Genomic DNA, 19,570 nt, shown 5'->3' on the forward strand with positions numbered 1-19,570 from the left:
ATCACGCCCGGTGCCGGAGATCCTCCAGAGTCACCGCCGTTCCGGGGAGCCGGGACCGGGCCGGGGTCTCCAGGCCGTCCAGGAACAGTTGCAGATGACGATGGGCGAAGCGGTCGATGGCCGGACATCCCGTACCGGGCAGCGGCCGGGTGAGCTGGGAGAGGGCGACCATGACGTCACCGACCTCGATGTCGGTGCGCAGGCGCCCCGCGGACATGGCGCGCTCCACGAGCCCCCCGACGGCCTCTTCGAGGCGTCGGCGCTCGGCGAGCAGTTCCGGGTGGTCCTTGTCGAAACCGCCCGAGAGCATCGGGCACAGCGCCCCGATGCGCTCATCGGCCGCGGCGTGCACGAAGCGGCTGAGCGCGGCGAAGGGATCGTCCTCCTCGGCCGCCGCCTCCGCGGCGCGGTCGGTGGTGCGGGAGGTGACCGCGAGCACGACCTCGTGGATCAGCGCGGCCCGATCGGGGAAATTCCGGTAGAGCGTGGCATTGCCGACCCCGGCACGCCGGGCGACCTCGTCGAGCGGCACGTCCGGCCCGAACTCCACGAACATCTCGCGCGCGGCCGTCACGATCCGTTCCCGGTTGCGCAGCGCGTCGGCCCGCGGACGGGTCGCCCGGGGGCGCGCCGCTCCGGTCGCGGTACGGGGAACGGTCTCCACGGTGTCCGCCCTTCCTCTCCCTGCCGCCCTCCGGCTTCCCGCACTGCGGGCTCGCCGGCTCCGGCCGCATCGATCGTCGACACCGGACGGGCCGGCGTCTCCCGACAACCCCGGCCCACAACCGGGGAATGCCTCCCCGTTTCACGAGGACACCGGTGCAAACGGGGAAACCGTCCCCGGTTATTTCTCAGCACAACGTGACCTGAAACACACCTCGGGGGAGGGAAAACCAACCGATCGGCGCACCCAACGAGCGATGCCGTACCACCCGTCACAGGCTGATCGGCAGAGCGCAGTCGGGGTCGGCCGACTGCCGCGGACCCCGAGGCGCCTCCATGCGAACGTCCCGCCGCCGGATACGCAAGCACCACAGTCCGATCGCGCTCACCTCGGCAACGGCCCTGGTCCTTGCCACCATGGCCTCGGCCAGCAGCACACTCCCGATACCCAGCCGGGCCACGGCCGGGCCGGTGGCCACGTCCCGCTCGGCGGGCACGGCCGCGTGCCGGATAACGGCGACCATGGGCGTACAGATGTCGGAGGGCATACCGACATCCGAGGTGTACGCCCACTCCACGGGCAAAATCCACGCCCTCAACCTGATGATCGATTTCCCCGACGCTCCGGGCACCGAGCCGGCGGCGGAACGGTACGCCGAATTCTTCCCGCAGACCGTCGAGTGGTTCCGGACCGGTTCGTACGGGCGACTCACCTACGTCCCCCACGCGCCGGTGAAGTCCTGGCTGCGGATGCCGCTGCCGTTCTCGGATTACGGGATAGACCGGGGTGCACCGTACGAGCCGGGCTACCGCCATCTCGTCCAGGACGTCGTCGCCGCCGCCGACCCGAAGGTCGACTTCAGCGCGTACGACCTGGTCAACGTCCTGGTCACGCCGAACGCCGGTCCCGCCGCCCTGGACACCGTGCTGTCCGTGACCTTCTCCGGCAACGACAAGGCCCCGCACGCGGACGGGGTTCCGCTCGCCAACACGTCCTTCATCTACAGCCGTCAGGACGACGGCTCGGGAACGTTCGAACAGACCGGGTACCGCGTCCTGCCGCACGAGAACGGCCATGTCTTCGGTCTCCCCGACCTGTACACCATGAACGGCGGCGGAGCGGTCGGGCACTGGGACATCATGTCCGAGGACTGGGGGGCCAACAACGATCTGCTGGGCTGGCACAAGTGGAAACTCGGCTGGCTGGACAACAACCAGATCAGCTGCGTCACCGGAAGCGGCACCAGCGACCACGTCCTCGAACCACTGGCCACCCGGGGCGGCATGAAGCTGGCGTTCGTACCGCTGAGCGCCGAGTCCGGCTACGCGGTGGAGGTACGGACCCGGGCGGGCAACGACCAGGAGGTCTGCCGACCCGGCGTGCTGATCTACAAGGTGAGCTCGAACGTCGACACCGGCCAGGGGCCCGTCTCCGTCATGGACAGCACCAAGGGCAGCGGCGGCTGCACCCGTCTGCCCAATGTGCACGCCGAGCTCTCCGACGCCACCTACCGGCCCGGCCAGACCTTCACCGACCGCACCGCCGGGATACGCATATCCGTGATCGGCAAGAACGACGACGGGAACTACCGGGTCCGAATAACTCGGCCCTGACCCGACTCGCCCCCGTCCGAGCCCGCACCGCCCCCGTCCGCACCTGCGTCCGTACCCGCATCCGGCCCCGCGCCCGCACCGCCCCCGTCCGTACCTGCGCCTGTACCCGCGTCCGCGTCCGCACCGCGCGGATCGCCCCGGTCGGTGACGACGTGCGCGAAGTCCTCGGGGACTCCGGTCTGCCGCACCCCGTCGTCGTCGAGGTAGTTCCATGCGAACGGCAGGCCGCGCGCGGTCATGACGTCGGGTCCGTCCATCAGCTGGAAGTGCAGGTGCGGCTCGGAGGAGTTGCCGGAGTTCCCGCACTCGGCGATCACCTGACCTGCCGTCACCCTGTCTCCCACCGCCGCCCGGAGGGAGCCGCGCCGCAGGTGGGCGTAGACCGCGTACACGCCGTTGCCGAGGTCCAGCACGATGTGGTTCCCGAGGAGGTGTCGGGGCAGGCCCAGGCCGCGGACGAATCCCTCCAGGCAGAGGTAGGCAAGACCCGGCAGGGACGTCCGGGACAGGTGGTCGCGCTGCCTGCCCGCGGTCGCGACGACCACCCCGTCGGCCACGGCCGGCAGCGGCGCGCCGAAGGACGGAAAGCGCCGGGGGCTCCGGCCGAACGGCAGGACCCAGGCGAACGGCGGCGCACACACCGCGTCCGTACCGGCCGACGGGACAGGCGGGACAGGCAGGGTTGATGGGGCGGGCGCGCCAGGCGCGGCAGGCGGGACAGGCGGGGTTGATGGGGCAGGCGGGGCAGGCGGGGCAGGCGGGGCAGGCGGGTCGAGCTTCAGGTCGACGGCGTAGGTCTGCGCGTGGCTGTGCACATGGCTCGGGACCTTCGTGGCCGGCCCGTTCAGCACCATCCACCGGCCGGTCACCGGCATCCCGACCGGCACCGGGGGACGCTCACGGGGCGGACGCTGCCGCCGCACCAGGGTCCAGCGCATGAGCCCGCCGACGACAAGCAGCACCACACCGGAGTACCAGAGAGGACCGAGCCCCTGCCGGTTCACGAGGACGCACAACGCCCCCGCCCCGAAGACCAGGCCGTGCCTCTTCCACACGTACGTCAACGCCCTCGACAACGTTCCCCCGTCCGCACGCCGCCCGTCGGCCGGTCCGGTCGGAGGTCGGCGCGAGACGACGGACCGACGCGACCGGCCCTCTTACGACGGCTCCTGTCACACCCTCACATCTTTACCCTCTATTGACCATCACATTACACATTGGAGGGAGCGGGCTTCAGTCCGATCCGGGCAGCGCGGGCCCCCGGTAGTCCGGTCCCGAGAAGTCGGGGCCGGAGAAATCGGGGCCCGAGAAGTCGGGACTGGAGAAATCGGGGGCGCTGAAGCCCGGTCTCCTCCGCGGCTGCGGAACACCGGCCGCACCGGCTGTCGGACCACCCGCCACCGAGCCGACCGCACCCACTCCGGCCGCGGCACCCGCCGCCGCCGCTCCGGCCGTCGGCTCCGTCCCGGCCATCCCGTCCGCCGCGTCCGCCCTGGCCGTCGCATCCGGGCGAGCGGCGGCATCCCGATCCGCCGGCCCGATCGCCTCGACCAGGAAGGGCAGCATCCCGCGTTCCAGCAGCGCCCCCTGCCACGCCTCGCACGCACGCTCCACCTCGGGGTCCACGCCACCCGGCGCCGAACGATTGCGCGCCGCCGCCACGAGCAGCCCGACGAGACCGGCCAGCACCGTCACCACCGCCACTCCGACGGCGACCGCACCGGCGAGGAGCATGACCTCCGCGAGGTGCGAGTGCCGGTCCACGGCCCGGAAACCGAACCCGATCAGCCCGAAGACGACGGCGGCCGTGACGGACAGCCCCGGCACCAGCACGGCCACCGCGTGCAGCGCGCTGCCCCGGACGGTCGCGCCGATGCCGGACTCGCGCCGGGCGCCGTTCCGCCCCGTGCCCGACGGGGCGGAGGCGTCGAGCAGTTGACGGTACGCGCGGTACTCCGGAGCGGCCGAGGCGGAGATGGCGGCACGCGCCCCCAACGCCCGGGTGCGCAGTTGCTCGCCGTTGAGGGCCCCCAGGGTGCGGCGCCGCCTCTCCCGGACCGCAGGCGCGCTCAGCGCCCGGTCCAGGACGCGCTCGAACATGGGCAGATCCTCTGCCCGCAGGAGATCCGAATGGTCGTCCACGCGTCTTCCTCGATCGATGAAACCCACACAACCGAACAGCCCGCAGCCGGACAGCCGCAGGAGAGTCGCACGGCAGCCGCATGACCACAGGGCCGCGCGACCGCAGAACCTCCGGGCCACGGAGCGGCAGGGCCACAGGGCCGTACGGCCCGTCCCCGCGCTCTCGCGCCACTCCCCTCATACTTTCCCGATTGCGCAATTCCTCAAGCATGAATCGGCGGCCGCCGAGACGGGCCGACCACCCACCTCCACGATACTTGCTACATTACGCAACTGAGCAAGCATTGGCTACGGGTGACCGCAGCCGTGCCCGCCGCACGAGGAGGACCTCCCATGCCTGCCGCCCGTCGGGTTCCGTCACGACCCGGCCCCGCCGCGATTCCCCCGTCCACCGCGCCCGCCCCGGCGCTCCGTACCGTGCGGACCGGCCCGGCCGCCGGGTTCGTCCGCATCGCACTGGCCGCCCTGGTCCTCGCGTTGTGCGCGGTACTCGCTCCCGCCACCTCCGCGCACGCCGCGGACACCGGGCTCGACAGCGTGGCCGAGGCCCTCCGCAAGAGCCCCGTGTACGTCGATCCGCGCGCCCGGGGCATGCTCGCCGACGCCGATGCCGAACACCTCGCGAAGAAGATCGAGGACGCGGGCAGGCCGGTGTTCGTCGCGGTACTGCCCGAGGGCTCCGAGTTCCCGCCCCGGACCCTGCTGCGGGACCTGCGCACACTGGTGGGCATCAGCGGCGTCTACGCCGTGCGCCTGGGCAACGGATTCGACGCCGGAGCCGATGCCTCGGTGATGCCCCGCGCCGCGGTCAACAACCTCACCGGTGCCGTCAAGCGCTCCCACCCGGGCGATCCCGCGGGAATGCTGACGGCGTTCGTCGACCGGGCGACCGCCCAGGCCGCGGGACGGGCTCCCGACACCTGGGGCGACTCCGGGGGCGAGGAGGGCGGCGGCGGGACCGCGGCACTTCTCGCCGTCGGCGCGGTCGCGGTGGCCGGGGGCGGGGGCTACGCCCTCTACCGGCGGTCCCGGAAGAAGCGCGAGGCCGCCGAACTCGATGCGCTCCGTGTCGTCGTCGACGAGGACATCACCGCCTTCGGCGAGGAGTTGGACCGGCTCGACTTCCGCCCCTCCGCGCCCGGCACCGACGACGCCATGCGCCAGGACTACGCCCACGCCCTCGACGCGTACGACAAGGCCAAGGAGCTGATGGCCGCCGCCTCCGCACCGCAGGACGTCCGGCCGGTGACCGAGACCCTGGCGGAGGGCCGGTTCGCGCTCGCCACCCTGGCCGCCCGCCGCGCCGGCACCCCGCTGCCCGAGCACCGCGCCCCCTGCTTCTTCGACCCGCGTCACGGCCCCTCGGTCAGGGACGTGCCGTGGGCGCCGCCCGGCGGCGTGCCGCGCGATGTCCCCGCGTGCCAGGTGGATGCCGAACTGCTGGCGTCGGGCCAGGAACCGGCAGCCCGTCAGGTGGCGACCGCGGACGGCCCCCAGCCCTACTGGAACGCCGGTCCCGCCTACGCGCCCTGGGCGGGCGGCTACTTCGGCGGCGCCGGAGGCATTCTCGGCGGACTGCTCGTGGGCACGATGCTGGGCTCGGTGCTCAGCGCCCCCGCCGCGTTCGCCGACACCCCGTCCGCCGACGGTGTCGCTGGTGACGCTCCCGGCGGCGGCGAGTTCACCGGCTCGGACTTCTCCCCGGGGGACTTCGGCGGCGGTTTCGACGGGGGTGGCGACTTCGGGGGCGGCGACTTCGGAGGCGGTGACTGGTGACCCGGCGGGCGACGCCGACGGCGGTTCCGGGGGCACCCGGTGTTCTCTGACGTGGGCCCGCTGGAACTGCTCACCATCGCCATCCTCGGCATGCTCCTCTTCGGCCCGGACAAATTGCCCGAGTTCATCCGGAACACGGCGGACCTCATCGCCCGGTTCCGGCAGTTCTCGGAGCAGGCGAAACAGGAGATCAGGTCCGAACTCGGCCCGGATTTCCAGGATTTCGAGTTCGAGGACCTGCACCCCAAAACACTGGTGCGCAAGCACGTGCTGAACGGTGACGGGCTCGGGCTGGACGAGATCCGCGACGCCCTCGACCCCAGGAAGGAGCTCGCCGAGGCGGTCGACGCCGTACGCGGCACCACCGGGGACGAGGGCGGCGCGGCGGGCGGGCTTCCGGGCGGCCCCGCCCCGACGGGCGGCACACCGGATCGGATGCCGTCGGAGAACGGCAGTATGTCGTTCACGAGCGGTCACGTGTCGTTCGAGAAGGGCCAAGCGCCCTCCGCGAAGGACGGAGAGGGCGGGGAGGCGCCGACGCGCCCCCGCGCGCCGTTCGACGCCGAGGCGACCTGAGTTCGCGATCGTTTTCGCTCCCCGCACATCACCAAATATTCAAAGATTGCGCAATACTTGAACTATGAAGACCGATACGAACGGCATGCAGGGCTGGGAGAACGCGGTCCTCGACGGCGGCCCCGCCGACGGACTGCGCATGCGGGTCACCGACCGCCCGGGGGTGCTCCAGGTGACCTACCCCTGCCAGGTCGAAACCTCGTCGGGTGGCATACAGGTGGAGGCGCTCTACGTCTACCGCCGCGATCCGCGCGTACGCAGCGAACCGCTGAGGTACGGCTTCGACGGCGCCAGCCCCTGATACCGCCGCCCGGCCCGTCCCTCCTCCTCGCCCGCCGGCCCCCCGGCTACCGGCCGGAGACCGCCTTCCCGGCCGCGGCCCAGTTGGCGTGCAGCCGGTCCAGGTAGGACTGCGCCTGACTGCCCGGGCGCGCACCGCGGGCGAACGCCAGCATGTTGCCCGACCCCGCGTTGTAGCCCAGCGCCAGCAGTTCGTCCTTCGAGTACGTCGCCGACCACCGGGCGGGCAGTTGCGCGGCAAGGTCGTGCAGGTGCCAGGCAGCGGCCCGGACGGCCAGATCACGGTCGTCGGGCAGTTCCTCCCACCGGCGGTCCGCGAAACCGTGCCGCCGTTTCGTCTCGTCGAAGGCGGCGCGGTGCATGTTCGCGACGCCGAAGGAGGCATCCGGCTTGTACCGCTGCCAGGCCCGCTCCCAGTCCGGATCGTGCGGCTTGTACGCCTCGTTGTAGAGGATCGCCATCAGCAGTCGCGGATCGACACCGGCCCGGCCCGCGTGGGTGCGCACCTGCGGCGCGAGATCCGCGGGGTCGTAGGCCCCGGCCGGTGGGACCTGCGGGCCGCCGCTCCCACCGGACGCCGAGGCACTCGGGTCGCCCGGCGGGGCGCTCGACGAGTCGTTCGACGGGCCGTTCGAGGGAGCGGGAACGGCCGGTGCGCCTGCCGCGTCCGCGGACGGTGCCGACGGGGCGCCGGACGGTGCGGCTCGTGACGCGTCCGTCGGCTCGGCCCCCTGGCCGCCGCGTACCAGCAGCCACACCACCAGGACGAGCACCGGCACCACGTACCACCGTCGCCGCGCCCCGGAATCCGCCATCGTCCCGCCTCCTCCGGTGCGCCTGCCGCGTATACCCACACCCTACGGATTCCGTCGCCGCGGGCGGGGCGACGGGCAGCACCGCACAGCATGCCGCACCACACCACGGGGGCGACGCCGCGGCCTGGACGTCAGGGCCGGGAGCCCCGCAGTTCGTGGCGGTCGCGGGCGATCACCAGGGCCGCGGTGTACAGCGCGAGCACGACCACGAGCAGCAGGTAGTAGACGCCGGGCAGGGTCATCATGCCCAGCGGCGGGCCGAGCGGGGAGAGCGGCAGCAGCAGGCCGGTGACGGCGAGCGCGGCGGCGGCCCGGCCGACCGGGCTGATCCCCCGGGTCTCGACGGTACGGCGGCCGGTCCGCAGGAGCACCATCACCAGGGCCTGGGTGAGCAGGTTCTCGGTGAACCAGCCCGCGTGGAACGCCGCCTCGTCGTCCGTGCCGCCGGGGCCGTGCAGGGCGAGTGCGAGCACCGCGAACGTCGCCAGGTCGGCGACGGCGTTGATCGCTCCGAACGCGGTGATGAAGCGGAGGAAGTCGCGCGGTCTCAGCATGGTGGGCCGCTTGAGCGCGGCCGGGGCGGGCCGGTCGTAGGAGAAGGTGAGCTGGGCGGCGTCGAAGCACAGGTTCTGGACGAGGGCCTGGGCCGGGAGCATCGGCAGGAACGGCAGCAGGAGACCGGCTGCCAGCATGGCGATCACGTTGCCGAGGTTCGAGGACAGGGTGATGCGCAGGTACGTCGCGATGGTGACGCTGCTCTGCCGGCCCGCCGTGATCGCATGGTCGATCGCGGTCAGGTCCTTGCCGTGGTCGGCGAGCACCACTCCGGCGCTCTCCCGGGCCACGTCGACGGCGTCGCGCGGGCAGATCCCGACATCGGCGGTGTGCAGCGCGGGCAGATCGTTGACGCCGTCCCCGAGGAATCCCGTGGTGTGTCCGGCGGCACGCAGGGTGGTGACGATGCGGGCCTTGTGCTCGGGGGTGCAGCGGGCGAACACGGTGGTCCGGTCGGCGAGTTCGGCGAGTTCCGGGTCGGTGAGCCCGTCGATGGCGTCCGCCGTGCGCACCTCGCCCGGATCCAGGCCCAGATCGCGGCAGGCGCGGGCCACCGTGCCCGGGTGGTCGCCGGTGAGCACCTTCACCGTGATGCCGCGGTCGGCGAGGACGCGCAGGGCGCCGGCCGCGGAGGGGACCAGCTCCTCGCGCAGGGCGACGAAGCCGACGAAGTCCAGGCCGCGTTCGTCGGCGGGCGTGTACGCGCGCCGACGCGCGGCGCGCTCGGCGGTGGCGACCGCCAGGAGGCGCAGTCCGTCGCCCGCCCGGTCCGCCGCGAGGGCGAGCAGCCGCCGCCGTTCGCCGTCGTCGAGCGCGCACCGTTCCAGCACGCTCTCGACGGCACCCTTGACGACGAGGGTGTGGACACCGAGCCGACCGGGGGCGTGCACGACGGCGGTGGACAGGCGCCGCACCGGATCGAAGGGCACGGCCGCGACCCCGTCGTGGCGCAGCGCGTCGTCCTCGTCGGCCGCGTCGAGGATCGCCTCGTCCAGGGTGTCGGGGACGGGCAGATCGGCGAGCTGGAGCGTCCACCACGCGTTCACGGCGGCCCAGCGCAATGCCTCGGGGTCGTCCCGGCCGTCGGCGTCCATCGCTCGCACCACGACCGGCCGGTCCTGGGTGAGCGTGCCCGTCTTGTCCAGGCACAGCACGTCGACCGCGCCCAGGTCGTGCAGCGCGGGCAGCCTCCGGACGATCACGCCGTGGGCGCGGGCGAGGAGCGAGGCGCCGCGCGCCAGGCTCGTCGTGACGATGACCGGGAGCATCTCCGGGGTGAGCCCCACCGCCACCGCCACCGCGAACGGCAGTGTCTCCAGGCCCCGGCCGCGCAGAGCCGCGTTCGCCATCAGCACCAGCGGCGGTGTCAGCAGCATGAACCGGATCAGGATCCAGGAGATCCCGTGCACCGACCGGTCGAAGGCGCTCCGGCCGCGCGGGACCACGGAGTCGTGCCCGGCGGCGAACCGGGTGTGCGCGCCGGTCGCGACGACCACCGCGGTGCCGCTGCCCGACATGACACTGCTGCCCTGGAAGCACAGCTGCGGTTCGCCGAAGGGACCGTCCCCCCTGTCCCCGGTCCCCGTGTCTTCTCCGGCCCCGTCCGCCGGGCGGTCCGGGGCGTCGACGGGGTGTTTGGCGACCGGGGCCGACTCCCCGGTGAGCGCCGCCTGGTTCACGCTCAGGCTGTTCGAGCGCAGCAGCCGCAGGTCGGCCGGGACCAGGTCCCCGGGGCCGAGGCGGACCACGTCGCCCGGCACCAGTTCGTCGACCGGGATCTCACGGGCTTCCGGCACCGTGTCGCCGTCGGCGCGACGCAGCACCGTCGCGGTGGTCGCCACCAGGTCCCGCAGCCCGGCCATCGACCGGTCGGCGCGATGTTCCCCGGCCGACCGCAGCACGCAGCTCACCACCACGAGCACGGTGATCACGCAGGCGGTGCCCCAGGCGGCGACGGCCGCGGACACCACACCGAGGCAGAGCAGCACGGCGGTGAACGGATCGCCGAGGCTGTGCAGGAAACGTCCGGGCCACGACACGGTGCGCCGGGCAGGCAGTGTGTTCTCGCCGAACCTGGTCAGGCGCTCCGCGGCGTCCTCGTCCGTGAGCCCGCGGGGACCGCTCTCCAGGGTGCGCAGCACCTGGAGAGCGGTGAGGTGGCGCAGGCCCCCGCCGCCCACGACGGCCTTCCCCGGCGCCGGAGGGGCCGGCGGGCCGGGTGACGCGAGACCTGACTCCTCGGCCTCGGAGGTCTCAGGCACCGGTCCCGCGAAGCGCGCGCACCGGCGCGGACGCGACGTCGGCGCGTGCGGTCAGCTGCCCGACCATCAGCCGCACCACGGTCACGACGTCGGGATCGTCCACGAAATACACCATGCGCCGGCCCTCGCGGCGGGAACGCACGAGGCCCGCGAGCTTCAGCTTCGTCAGGTGCTGGCTGACGGCGGGCAGCGCACCGCCCACCCGCTCCGCGAGTCCCGTGACATCGCTCTCGCCCTGGGCCAGTGCCCACACGATGTGCAGCCGCGCCGAGGATGCCAGCAGGCCGAAGGCCGCGGCAGCCTCCGCGAGCACCTCGGCGGGCGGGTCCTCGAAGTTGTCGACGCCTGTCGCCACCGTCGCCCCTCCGTTTCCCCGGTGTCGCTTGCCAACCTCCCCAGTCTAACGACCCGGGGAGCGAGAGGGGGTGGATCGGCGAGCGGCCCCATGCGGCTTCGGGTCCGAGGCAGCGGAGAGGACGAGGGCGAAGGGAGCTTCCTCCGTCCGAAGCGAGGGCGAGGGGGCCTCCCCCGTCCGAAGCAAGGGCGAAGGGGGCCTCCCCCGCCCGAAGCAAGGGCGAAGGGGGCCTCCCCGATCCGAACAGGGCCGAGAACGTGGGGAAGCTCACGACTGACGGCAACGCGGGAGGCGGAGCCGCGGGGCCGGAAGCCCGCTCCCCGTTGCTGCCCGGGTGGTCAGGGCTCCTCAGGTCGTCAGGGCCGTCCCGCCGCCGGGGATCCCGGCCCGAGACGCCCGGGTCCCCGCCGTAATGTCCCCCGGCCCCCACCGCGCAACCAGCACCGTCCCGGCTGCGTCCTCGTCATCGTCTGTACAGTTGCGCAACCACGCAACGCATTGCCGCCGACCGGGACTTGCCTCCGCCCCGGTGCGGCCCGACGAGGGGAACGAAAACGTGGGCATCGTCAGCTGGATCATCCTCGGGCTTGTCGCCGGAGTCATCGCCAAGGTGCTGCTGCCGGGCCGTGATCCGGGCGGCCTGATCGGCACCACTCTCATCGGCATCGCGGGCGCCTTCGTCGGCGGCTGGCTCTCGGCGCATTTCCTCGACCGGCCCGTGCAGAAGGACTTCTTCGATCTCACCACGTGGGGCGCGGCGATCGGCGGCTCGCTCGTCCTCCTCATCGGCTACCGCCTCCTCTTCGGCAACTCGCGGGACTGACGGCGTCGGCCCGGACCGACACCGGCCGGACCGGTCCCCACCAGGCGGACTGGGCCTCACCGGCCGCACCGGCCGGACCCGGCCGGTGCCCGGCAGGAACGTCCCGTGCACCAGGACTCCCCGCACCGACCGGAGTTCCGCGGGGTCTACAGGGGCGTGGCGGCGCGCAGTATCAGGATCATCGTGACCGCGGAGTTCGCCGACGACATGGCGGACAGCACCGTGCCGGCCACCGCGGACCAGGCGGCGGCGCCGACCGCGGTGAACGTGGGCGGCCAGGTGCGGGCGACCGGGGCCGGGCCGAGCAGGGCCGCGACCCGGCGCGGTACCGGACCCGGAGCGGCGAAGGCCGCCAGGGTCGACGCGGGCGGGCCGGGCGAGATCAGCGCGGCCTTGCCCACCGCACGAGCCGTCACCCGCCGGTCGCCGACCGCACGGGCCGCTTCCTCGTCCGCCCAGCGTTCGACGGTGTACGCCACGGACGTGCGCAACGGGCGCAGGAACGGATTGGCCCGCGCCGCGAGCCCCGCCACCACGAGGAAGCGGTGGTGACGGCCGTCGAGATGCGCGCGCTCGTGGGCGAACAGCGCGCGGCGCTCCCGGGAACCCAGACCGGCCAGCATCCCGGTGGAGACCATGATCCGGCCCGCGCCCCTGGCGCCGGGCAGCGCATGGGCGTAGGGCGTCGGGTCCGGGAGCACCGCGACCCGGGTGGCGGGCAGCCCCCGCAACGCCCGCTCGGCGCGGCGCCGCACCCGGTGGTGGCGGAGCAGAAGCGTCGTACAGGCCACGGCCACGAGCGCGAGCGCACCGATGGCCGTCTTCCCGACGAGTTCGTGGTGCGGCACGGCCGCCCGTACTTCGGCGTCGGACCAGCCGTCGGGCAGGGGGTTGCCCGGGAGCTGGGCGGTGCCGACGATCGCGAGCAGGGCCAGGCAGAGGGTGCTGCACAGCCCGAGCACGGCACTCGCCGCGGACAGGAGTCTGGTGGCGGCCCTCGGGTGGAGGTGCTGTTCCGCCAGGCGGGCGATCGGCCAGGCGGTCAGGGGCAGGAAGAGCGGCAGGAAGACGAAGACGCCCATGGTTCAGTTCTCCCGGCCGTCCCGGTCCTCGGCCCGGCCGTCCGTTCTCCCCGCGCCGGTGCCGGGACCGCGGCCACGGTCGGCACTGTCGCCGCCCCCGCCTCCGCCTCCGTTCCCGTCGTCGCCCGCGTCCACGGGCCCGCCGCCCGCGTCGTTGAGGAGCGAGCGGAGCAGTTCCTCGTCACGCGCGGACAGCCCCGACACGAAACTCATCAGGACGGCCTCGCGGTCGCTCTCGTTGTCCAGCACCCGCCGCATGCGGTGGGCGGCGAGCCCCGCCTCGTCGGCGGCCGCCGTCCACAGGAACGCCCGGCCGACCCGTTCCCGGGTGACCGCGTTCTTCGCGTGCAGCCGGGTCAGGATCGTCATCACCGTCGTGTAGGCGAGCGTGCCGCCCAGGTGTTCCCGAACCCAGGCCGCCGTCTGCGGCCCTGGCGCGGCCCGCAGCGCGGTCAGCACCTGCGCCTCCAGTTCACCCTGTCCACGGCGGCGAGCACGTGTGCCCCATTCCCCACCGTCGTCGCGGTCCGCCATGCCGTCTCCCCTGCCCGTGCCCCTCCCGGCCGGAGGGGCACCCCATCGTAGTGAGACGGACGGCCGACGACACCGGCGGCGGGAACGGGAACGGAAACCGCGAGGGACCGACCGGCTGCCCGGTCGCTCCCTCGCGGCACACCCGCGACTCACGCGGCACATGCGGTGCGGTGTCAGCGCAGTCGGAGCGCCTCACGGACGGTGGTGAACAGGTCGGTCTGGTCGGTGACGCCCAGGACCCGGTATGCCTGCGGTCCCTGCGCGGCGATCCGGACCTGGACGCCGGTGTGCTCCTGCGACTGACCGGGCGTGTTGGTCGAGTAGTTGACCTTCAGCTGCTGGCCCTCGTCGGTGATCAGCGTGGAGGTGAGGCCGGGCGGCTGGGCCTCCAGCGGCACGATCTGGCTGGTGTGGCCGTGGTCGGCGGTGGTGACGACCAGGGTGTCGGGGTGCTTGGCGGCGTAGGCGCGGGCCACCTTCACGGCGCGGTCGAACGCGGCGGTCTCACCGATCTGGCCGCACGGGTCGGCGGAGTGGTCCTGCTTGTCGATCGAGGCGCCCTCGACCTGGAGGAAGAAGCCCTTCTTGTTGCCGTTCTTGTGCTTCTGCTTCGCCTCCAGGAGCTGGATGGCCTTGGTGGTCTGGTCGGCGAGGTCCGGGGTGCCGGCCGGACGGTTCGGGTTGCTGGTGAGGCAGCGCTGCGGGTCGGTGCCGCCGAGCGCCGCGGGCTTGCCGGTCCACTCGGTGGGCACGTTGCCCGGCGCGAAGAGGCCCAGCACCGGCTTGTCGCCCTTGACGGCCTTCAGGGACCGGTCGTCGGTGACGACCTGGTAGCCCAGCTTCTGCGCCTGCTCGGTGACCGTCAGACCCTTGTACTTGCCGTCCGTCACCTTCTGGTCGAAGCGCTGCTTGCCACCGCCGAGAAGGACGTCGACCTTGTGGTTGACGCTCTGCTCGGCGATCGAGCCCGGGCCGCCCTTGGAGATGGTGTCGGTCGGGCACTTGGCCATGTCGGCGGGGCCCTGGCAGGAGCGGTCGGTGGCGTGCGAGGCGAGGACCGCAGGGGTGGCGTCGGTCAGCTCGGCCGTGCTCACGGAGCCGGTCGCGTAGCCGCCCTTCTGGGCCAGTTCCAGAATGGTCGGCACCGCCTTGTCGGTGCCCGGCGTCTTCGAGATCCGCCCGTTGACCGTCTTCACGCCGGTCGCCCAGCCGGTGCCGCTGGCCGCGGAGTCGGTGACGTAGTCCGGGGTGCCGTCGGCGTGCACGGCGTACGTCGTGTAGGCGCCGGTCAGCGGGAACTTGTCCATGTTCAGACGGCCGGCCGCACCCACGGTGTAGTCACGGGCCAGGGTGATCTCCGAGTCCCCCATGCCGTCGCCGATCAGCAGGATGACGTTCTTCGCCTTCCCGTCCTTGATGGCATGCTGGGCTTGCTGCTTCGGTCCGAACGCGCCCGCCGTCGTGCTGACGGCGACGGCGGCGGTGCTGGCGACGACGACGGCGCCGACGGCCATCAGACGGCTGCGGGACAGACGCGGTCGAGGCATGGGTGTCTCCTTGGAACAGGTCGGTACAGTCGCTATGGGAGGGAACCGGTCGGTACGGGACGCCGACGTCGCCGAGTCCATCAGCACCGTGTTAACCGCGGGCGACATCGAGGTGCCGACTGTTCTGCCGCGACATGACACACCGGTCGCGGCCCGCCCCGGCCCTCTCCCGGTCGGCCCGCTCCCCCGCCCGGCCGTCCCCGCGTCCCCTCCCGCACGCCCCATCCCGTCCCGCCCCTCGGTCCCCTCGCACATGATCCGCGCCCTCGCAAGCGGGGACCTCCGTCCGAGCGCGCGGCGGACGCGATGTCACCCCACCGCCCCACCGGTCGGTGCTCCGTTCGCATGAGAAAGGTCGCGAGATCCGGTCACCGGCACGTGTCATGAAGACGGTTCGCGCGAGCGGGACGTCAAACATTCCCCCATGAGACGCAGCTCCCAGCACCTCGGTACGCTGCGCTCCCGCGCCGCCGCCACCGGAACGGCCTGGGCCGTCGCGACGGCGACCGTGCCCGCCCTCTCCCTCGGTCTCGGAGCGACACCCGCCTACGCGGCTCCGCTCCCCGGCGGCCTCGGCCCCTGCGTCCCGGGCTCCTGCCCGGACCCGTTCCCCGGCATCGACAACGGGCCGATCGCGGGCCGCGACAACGCCGTCGACATCTTCGTCGGCAACGACTTCCGGGTGCGCGGCCGGCCGGCGGAGGCCGAGGGCCGCGTGGTGGTGCTCGACGACCCGAACGCCGCCAAGCACTGCCCGGTCAAGACCTACCGGGTCACCTGCGTCGACATGGACCGCCAACTGCTGTGGGTGCAGACCGGCGAACGGATCGACTTCCGCCCCGTTCCGATCCGCACCGGCCGCGAGGCCCAGGAGACCCGGCCCGGCTGGCACTCCATCTACTGGCGCGACAAGGACCACGTCTCCACCATCTACGACAACGCCCCCATGCCGTACTCGCAGTTCTTCGACGGCGGACAGGCCCTGCACGGGCACCCCGGCGACCTCTACGACGGCGGCGGCTCCGCCGGCTGCGTCAACCTCACCGTCCGCGACGCCGAGGCCCTGTGGAACCTGCTCCGCATCGACGACGCCGTCTACGTATGGGGGACGAAGCCCGGCACCGGCGCCTGACCCGCCCTTCCCGCGAGAAACGGCCACGACCCGGTCCCGGAGACAACGGCGCTCAGTCGTGACGGGCCCGGACGACGAGGGCGGCGACCATGGCGGACGGAACGAGCAGCAGCGCGAAGACGGTCGCGTAACCGCCGAGAGGACCGGTTCCGGCCGCCAGGCAGGCGTTGAGGACGGCGCTGGTGAGCGCCAGGACCACGACCTGCCCGAGGTTCATGTTGGTCTGCATGGCGCTGGTGGTGTGCCGGGACTGCTGAACGACGAGTTCCATCGCCACGGCGGACCACGTCGCCGGCCTCCTCGTGCTGCTGTACGCGCAGACGGCCAGCAGCATCCACCGCCTGACCGCCGACCGCGTCACACAGGACTGCGACCACGTTCCGCTCCACCTGGGCGACCGGCCCACCCAACTACCGGCGCCACTGGACCGCTTCATGCTCGACCTGGTCGCTTCACGGGGTACCGACGCCCTGATCCGGCATGAGGGCGACTGGCTCTTCCCGGGCCGCTCAGTGGGTCGGCCCATCTACGAGTCGCAGCTGCTGCGACGGCGCTCTGCCGGCATCACCCTCACCGCCACACAGCCATCCCCCACCCCATCAGAGATTCCCAGGTCAGACCCACTGGAACAGACCCATGACGGGCGTCGACAACAACAGGGGCGACCTTCCCGACCCCTATCCGCCAGAAGGCCCTGCTCCCCTCACTCCCCTCGTGCCGAACGACACAACACGTTACCCCTCCGCGTCAGGCAGCGGCCTCGATGCGAGCTCATCGTAGTCGCGCGCTCGACCACCACGAGTGGCATCGCCCCGTGATCCGCCTCCGCCGCAAACACCGTACGCCAGCGGCTAGTTGAGGAAGTTCTGCGACCAGGGCCGGAGGTTCGCCGACGGCGGCACCGCGGTCTTCGGCGCATCCAGTTCCATGATCGACCACTGCTGCGGAGCCCGCATTCCAACTCCGTGGACCATCGAAATGGCAGCCAACGACGGCCGCCACCGGGGCAAGACACGTGGAGGGCCCATTGCCGGGCCAACTCGCACAGCAGGGACGGGAAATCCGACGCCCGCACGGACGCACGGCGTCCCGTCCCCGCCCCAACAAGGTCAGTCGTGACCGTTTTGGCTGGAGTGGGGCTGGCCGCGAAGGGCCCGACCGCTCACCCGTGAGCCTGATTGGATCATGTCCGGCAACTAGTCGCTCTTCATGGCAAATCACTTCCACCCAGAAGATCCGAAGCCCCAGCGAAGGCATCGGTAAACGTAATCTAGACCACAAATAATTCCCTTGCAGTCACGGCCGCAGGGAGTGTTAGCTACTGAACGTGAAAACGGGGGGTAGTGAATGGCAATGATTCACTCGGCAGCGCATGGCGGAGCGACGGAGACAGCCGCGACCGCCTGAGGCAATGCAGGATTCCACTTTCCCCCTCGTCCGGTGGCGTGGATCCCGGACATCGAGCGGCTTGCCTGGACTGGCCTTCAACGGGACCTGAAACCTGGCATCTCTTCAGTCTTTTTCTGTCCGAGAGGAAATTTGTGCCAAAATCGGTGCGCGCCGAAAGTGCTTTACCTGTTTCAGAATTTGACGGCGGAATTATTGATCGAATCGCGCATTGGGTCGACAATACGCCATCTGCTACGGCGGTACATGAGGTTCGAGGCGGTGTACACCTTACTTACGCCGAGCTTTGGGAGCGTTCCGGGCGGCTGGCGCATGCTCTGCGTTCTGCCGGTGTGCGCATTGGTGACACGGTGGCTGTCGACCTTCCGCGTTCTGCGGACCTGATCGTCGCATTCCTTGGAGTTGTGCGATCGGGTGCGGCGTACCTGCCTTTCGACATTCATGCTCCGATCCGTCGACTGGACGGAATCCTCGAGGAATCCGGGACCAAGCTTGTCGTCGGACGACCGGGGGCACGCACATGGGCATCGTCCGGGATCCGGACCCTCTCGGTCACGGCCGACCTCGCGGCACAAGCCGAGACTCGGTCACTCGCGGATGCGGTGGTCGGGCCGGAAGATCCGGTCTACGTCACCTACACATCTGGGTCGACCGGGCGGCCCAAGGGCGTCGTCATCCCGCATCGTGCCGTCAAGCGGCTGGTGACCACGCCGAACTACTGTGTTGTGGAACCCGGAGACCGCGTAGCCAACACCTGCAATCCGGCGTTCGACGTCACCGCTTCCGAGGTCTGGGGAACGTTGGCCTCCGGCGCTGCGGTCGTGCCGTTCCCCGCACTGACCGAATACGGAATGGCCGAGTGGACGCGACTGGTGCGCAGCGAGCGCATCGCGACCATGTTCCTGCCGACATCGGTCTTCCACACCATCGCCCGCGAGCACCCGGATGCTTTCGCCGACCTTCGCGACCTCGTCGTCGGTGGCGAGCAGCTGGATCTCGACACGGTGCGGCGTGTCTTGAACGCCGGACCGCCGCGCCGGCTGGTGAACGGATACGGCCCCACCGAGGGGACCTCCTTCGCGACCTATTTCGAGTGCACTCAGGAGGGCCTGGCCCATGCGGAGCGAGTGCCCATCGGTTTCCCGCTGCAGGGCACGGACCTGTACGTACTCGATGACGAGCTGGGGCGCGTCGCGCCGGGCGAGGTGGGGGAGCTGTGCCTGGGAGGCCCGGGAGTGGCGAACGGGTACCTGCACCGGCCGGATCTGACGGCAGAGCGATTCGTCCGCGACCCTGCCACTGGGGAACGCGTGTACCGGACCGGCGACATGGTCCGAGAGCTTCCGTCGGGCGCCCTGGAAATGTTGGGCAGGCGTGACCGCCAGATCAAGCTGCGCGGCTTCCGTATCGAACTGGAAGAAGTGGAACGCAGCACGATCGCCACCGGTATCCCGGAGGCCGCCTTCGTGGAGAAGGTCGGGGAAGGAGCATCGGCGGCGCTCGTCGGTTTCGTTCTTCCGGGAAAACCCCACTTGGACCCCGATGCGCGGAAGCAGTGGGTGAGTGAACTGAATGCGACACTCCTGGAGCGCGTACCGGATTACATGGTGCCCAGCCGGTGGGTCGTACTCGAAACAGTTCCGCTGGGGCCGACCGGAAAGGCCGACCGGAAAGCGATGATCGCTTCACTGCCCACCCGCGAGGCAGAAGGAGACGGTCACACCAAATCGGCACTCGACAGCGAATCGGAGTGCAAAACCCTTCCCATGGTGCGGACGGCAATATCACAAGTGATCGATGGCGTGGCCGTACCCGGAATCAGCTTTGTCGAATCTGGGGGAAACTCCATCCTGGCCGTGCGCGTAGTGGACCGGCTGAATCGAATCATCGGTACTCCGGTATCCGCAGCGGATCTGCTGATCGCGGAGACACTCGAGGATTTCTCGGCGCAAGTCTGCACGGAATCCTGCCACCGAGCCGCGTGACGA

General features: G+C 71.4%; 16 protein-coding genes and 1 pseudogene. 7 read left to right on the plus strand and 10 right to left on the minus strand.

The features are described from left to right. Position 1: 1 nt before the first annotated feature. Positions 2–664 carry a TetR/AcrR family transcriptional regulator gene (locus tag ACFC79_RS12300; RefSeq protein WP_376238609.1) on the minus strand — a complete coding sequence of 221 codons (663 nt, stop codon included), beginning with the start codon at positions 662–664 and terminating at the stop codon, positions 2–4. Positions 665–999: 335 nt separating this feature from the next. On the opposite strand from ACFC79_RS12300, the gene ACFC79_RS12305 reads away from it, so the two are divergent. After that, complete coding sequence (locus tag ACFC79_RS12305) at positions 1,000–2,277, plus strand: M6 family metalloprotease domain-containing protein (RefSeq protein WP_376238612.1); 1,278 nt, start codon at positions 1,000–1,002, stop codon at positions 2,275–2,277. Here the strand turns inward: ACFC79_RS12305 and ACFC79_RS12310 are convergent. Next, the gene (locus ACFC79_RS12310; RefSeq protein ID WP_376238615.1) at positions 2,250–3,332 is read right to left on the minus strand and encodes a M23 family metallopeptidase; all 1,083 of its coding nucleotides are present in this window, start codon (positions 3,330–3,332) and stop codon (positions 2,250–2,252) included. The two genes, ACFC79_RS12305 and ACFC79_RS12310, sit on opposite strands and share 28 nt — an antisense overlap. A 178-nt stretch (positions 3,333–3,510) precedes the next feature. After that, positions 3,511–4,419 (minus strand): hypothetical protein, encoded by a 909-nt coding sequence (locus ACFC79_RS12315; protein WP_376238617.1) that lies wholly within the window; start codon positions 4,417–4,419, stop codon positions 3,511–3,513. A 333-nt stretch (positions 4,420–4,752) separates the two neighbouring features. On the opposite strand from ACFC79_RS12315, the gene ACFC79_RS12320 reads away from it, so the two are divergent. From ACFC79_RS12320 to ACFC79_RS12330, 3 genes are all read left to right on the plus strand, one after another. Then, positions 4,753–6,195: a hypothetical protein gene (locus tag ACFC79_RS12320; RefSeq protein WP_376238620.1), complete on the plus strand. Its 1,443-nt coding sequence runs from the start codon at positions 4,753–4,755 to the stop codon at positions 6,193–6,195. Positions 6,196–6,234: 39 nt separating this feature from the next. Next, positions 6,235–6,771 (plus strand): Sec-independent protein translocase subunit TatB, encoded by a 537-nt coding sequence (locus ACFC79_RS12325; RefSeq protein WP_376238623.1) that lies wholly within the window; start codon positions 6,235–6,237, stop codon positions 6,769–6,771. Positions 6,772–6,835: 64 nt separating this feature from the next. After that, positions 6,836–7,072: a hypothetical protein gene (locus tag ACFC79_RS12330; RefSeq protein ID WP_376238625.1), complete on the plus strand. Its 237-nt coding sequence runs from the start codon at positions 6,836–6,838 to the stop codon at positions 7,070–7,072. A gap of 46 nt (positions 7,073–7,118) precedes the next feature. Here the strand turns inward: ACFC79_RS12330 and ACFC79_RS12335 are convergent, their stop codons facing one another. From ACFC79_RS12335 to ACFC79_RS12345, 3 genes are all read right to left on the minus strand, one after another. Next, positions 7,119–7,886: a lytic transglycosylase domain-containing protein gene (locus ACFC79_RS12335; protein WP_376238626.1), complete on the minus strand. Its 768-nt coding sequence runs from the start codon at positions 7,884–7,886 to the stop codon at positions 7,119–7,121. 131 nt (positions 7,887–8,017) lie between these two features. Beyond that, positions 8,018–10,702, minus strand: a complete 2,685-nt coding sequence (gene mgtA, locus ACFC79_RS12340; RefSeq protein WP_376238628.1) for a magnesium-translocating P-type ATPase — start codon at positions 10,700–10,702, stop codon at positions 8,018–8,020. After that, entirely contained in the window at positions 10,695–11,057 is a 363-nt protein-coding gene (locus ACFC79_RS12345) for an ArsR/SmtB family transcription factor (RefSeq protein WP_376238630.1), read from the minus strand. The genes mgtA and ACFC79_RS12345 overlap by 8 nt, the downstream gene beginning before the upstream one ends. Before the next feature lie 556 nt (positions 11,058–11,613). Here ACFC79_RS12345 and ACFC79_RS12350 point away from each other — a divergent pair. Next, entirely contained in the window at positions 11,614–11,880 is a 267-nt protein-coding gene (locus tag ACFC79_RS12350; protein ID WP_376238632.1) for a GlsB/YeaQ/YmgE family stress response membrane protein, read from the plus strand. A 146-nt stretch (positions 11,881–12,026) separates the two neighbouring features. Here the strand turns inward: ACFC79_RS12350 and ACFC79_RS12355 are convergent, their stop codons facing one another. From ACFC79_RS12355 to ACFC79_RS12365, 3 genes are all read right to left on the minus strand, one after another. Beyond that, a complete protein-coding gene (locus ACFC79_RS12355) occupies positions 12,027–12,962 on the minus strand; it encodes a M56 family metallopeptidase (RefSeq protein WP_376238635.1) in 936 nt (311 codons plus the stop codon). Between the two features lie 3 nt (positions 12,963–12,965). Continuing rightward, entirely contained in the window at positions 12,966–13,496 is a 531-nt protein-coding gene (locus ACFC79_RS12360; protein ID WP_376238638.1) for a BlaI/MecI/CopY family transcriptional regulator, read from the minus strand. A gap of 173 nt (positions 13,497–13,669) precedes the next feature. Further along, complete coding sequence (locus tag ACFC79_RS12365) at positions 13,670–15,043, minus strand: alkaline phosphatase (RefSeq protein ID WP_376238640.1); 1,374 nt, start codon at positions 15,041–15,043, stop codon at positions 13,670–13,672. Positions 15,044–15,467: 424 nt separating this feature from the next. Here ACFC79_RS12365 and ACFC79_RS12370 point away from each other — a divergent pair, with 424 nt between their 5' ends. Beyond that, positions 15,468–16,175 carry a L,D-transpeptidase gene (locus tag ACFC79_RS12370; RefSeq protein ID WP_376238642.1) on the plus strand — a complete coding sequence of 236 codons (708 nt, stop codon included), beginning with the start codon at positions 15,468–15,470 and terminating at the stop codon, positions 16,173–16,175. Positions 16,176–16,227: 52 nt separating this feature from the next. Here ACFC79_RS12370 and ACFC79_RS12375 read toward each other — a convergent pair. Further along, a pseudogene (locus ACFC79_RS12375) lies at positions 16,228–16,419 on the minus strand (MFS transporter); the annotation flags it as partial. A 1,297-nt stretch (positions 16,420–17,716) separates the two neighbouring features. Here ACFC79_RS12375 and ACFC79_RS12380 point away from each other — a divergent pair. Further along, positions 17,717–19,567 carry a non-ribosomal peptide synthetase gene (locus ACFC79_RS12380; RefSeq protein WP_376238644.1) on the plus strand — a complete coding sequence of 617 codons (1,851 nt, stop codon included), beginning with the start codon at positions 17,717–17,719 and terminating at the stop codon, positions 19,565–19,567. The last annotated feature ends 3 nt before the right edge of the window (positions 19,568–19,570 follow it).

The sequence above is a fragment of the Streptomyces sp. NPDC056061 genome (assembly GCF_042266885.1).
Taxonomy (GTDB): domain Bacteria; phylum Actinomycetota; class Actinomycetes; order Streptomycetales; family Streptomycetaceae; genus Streptomyces.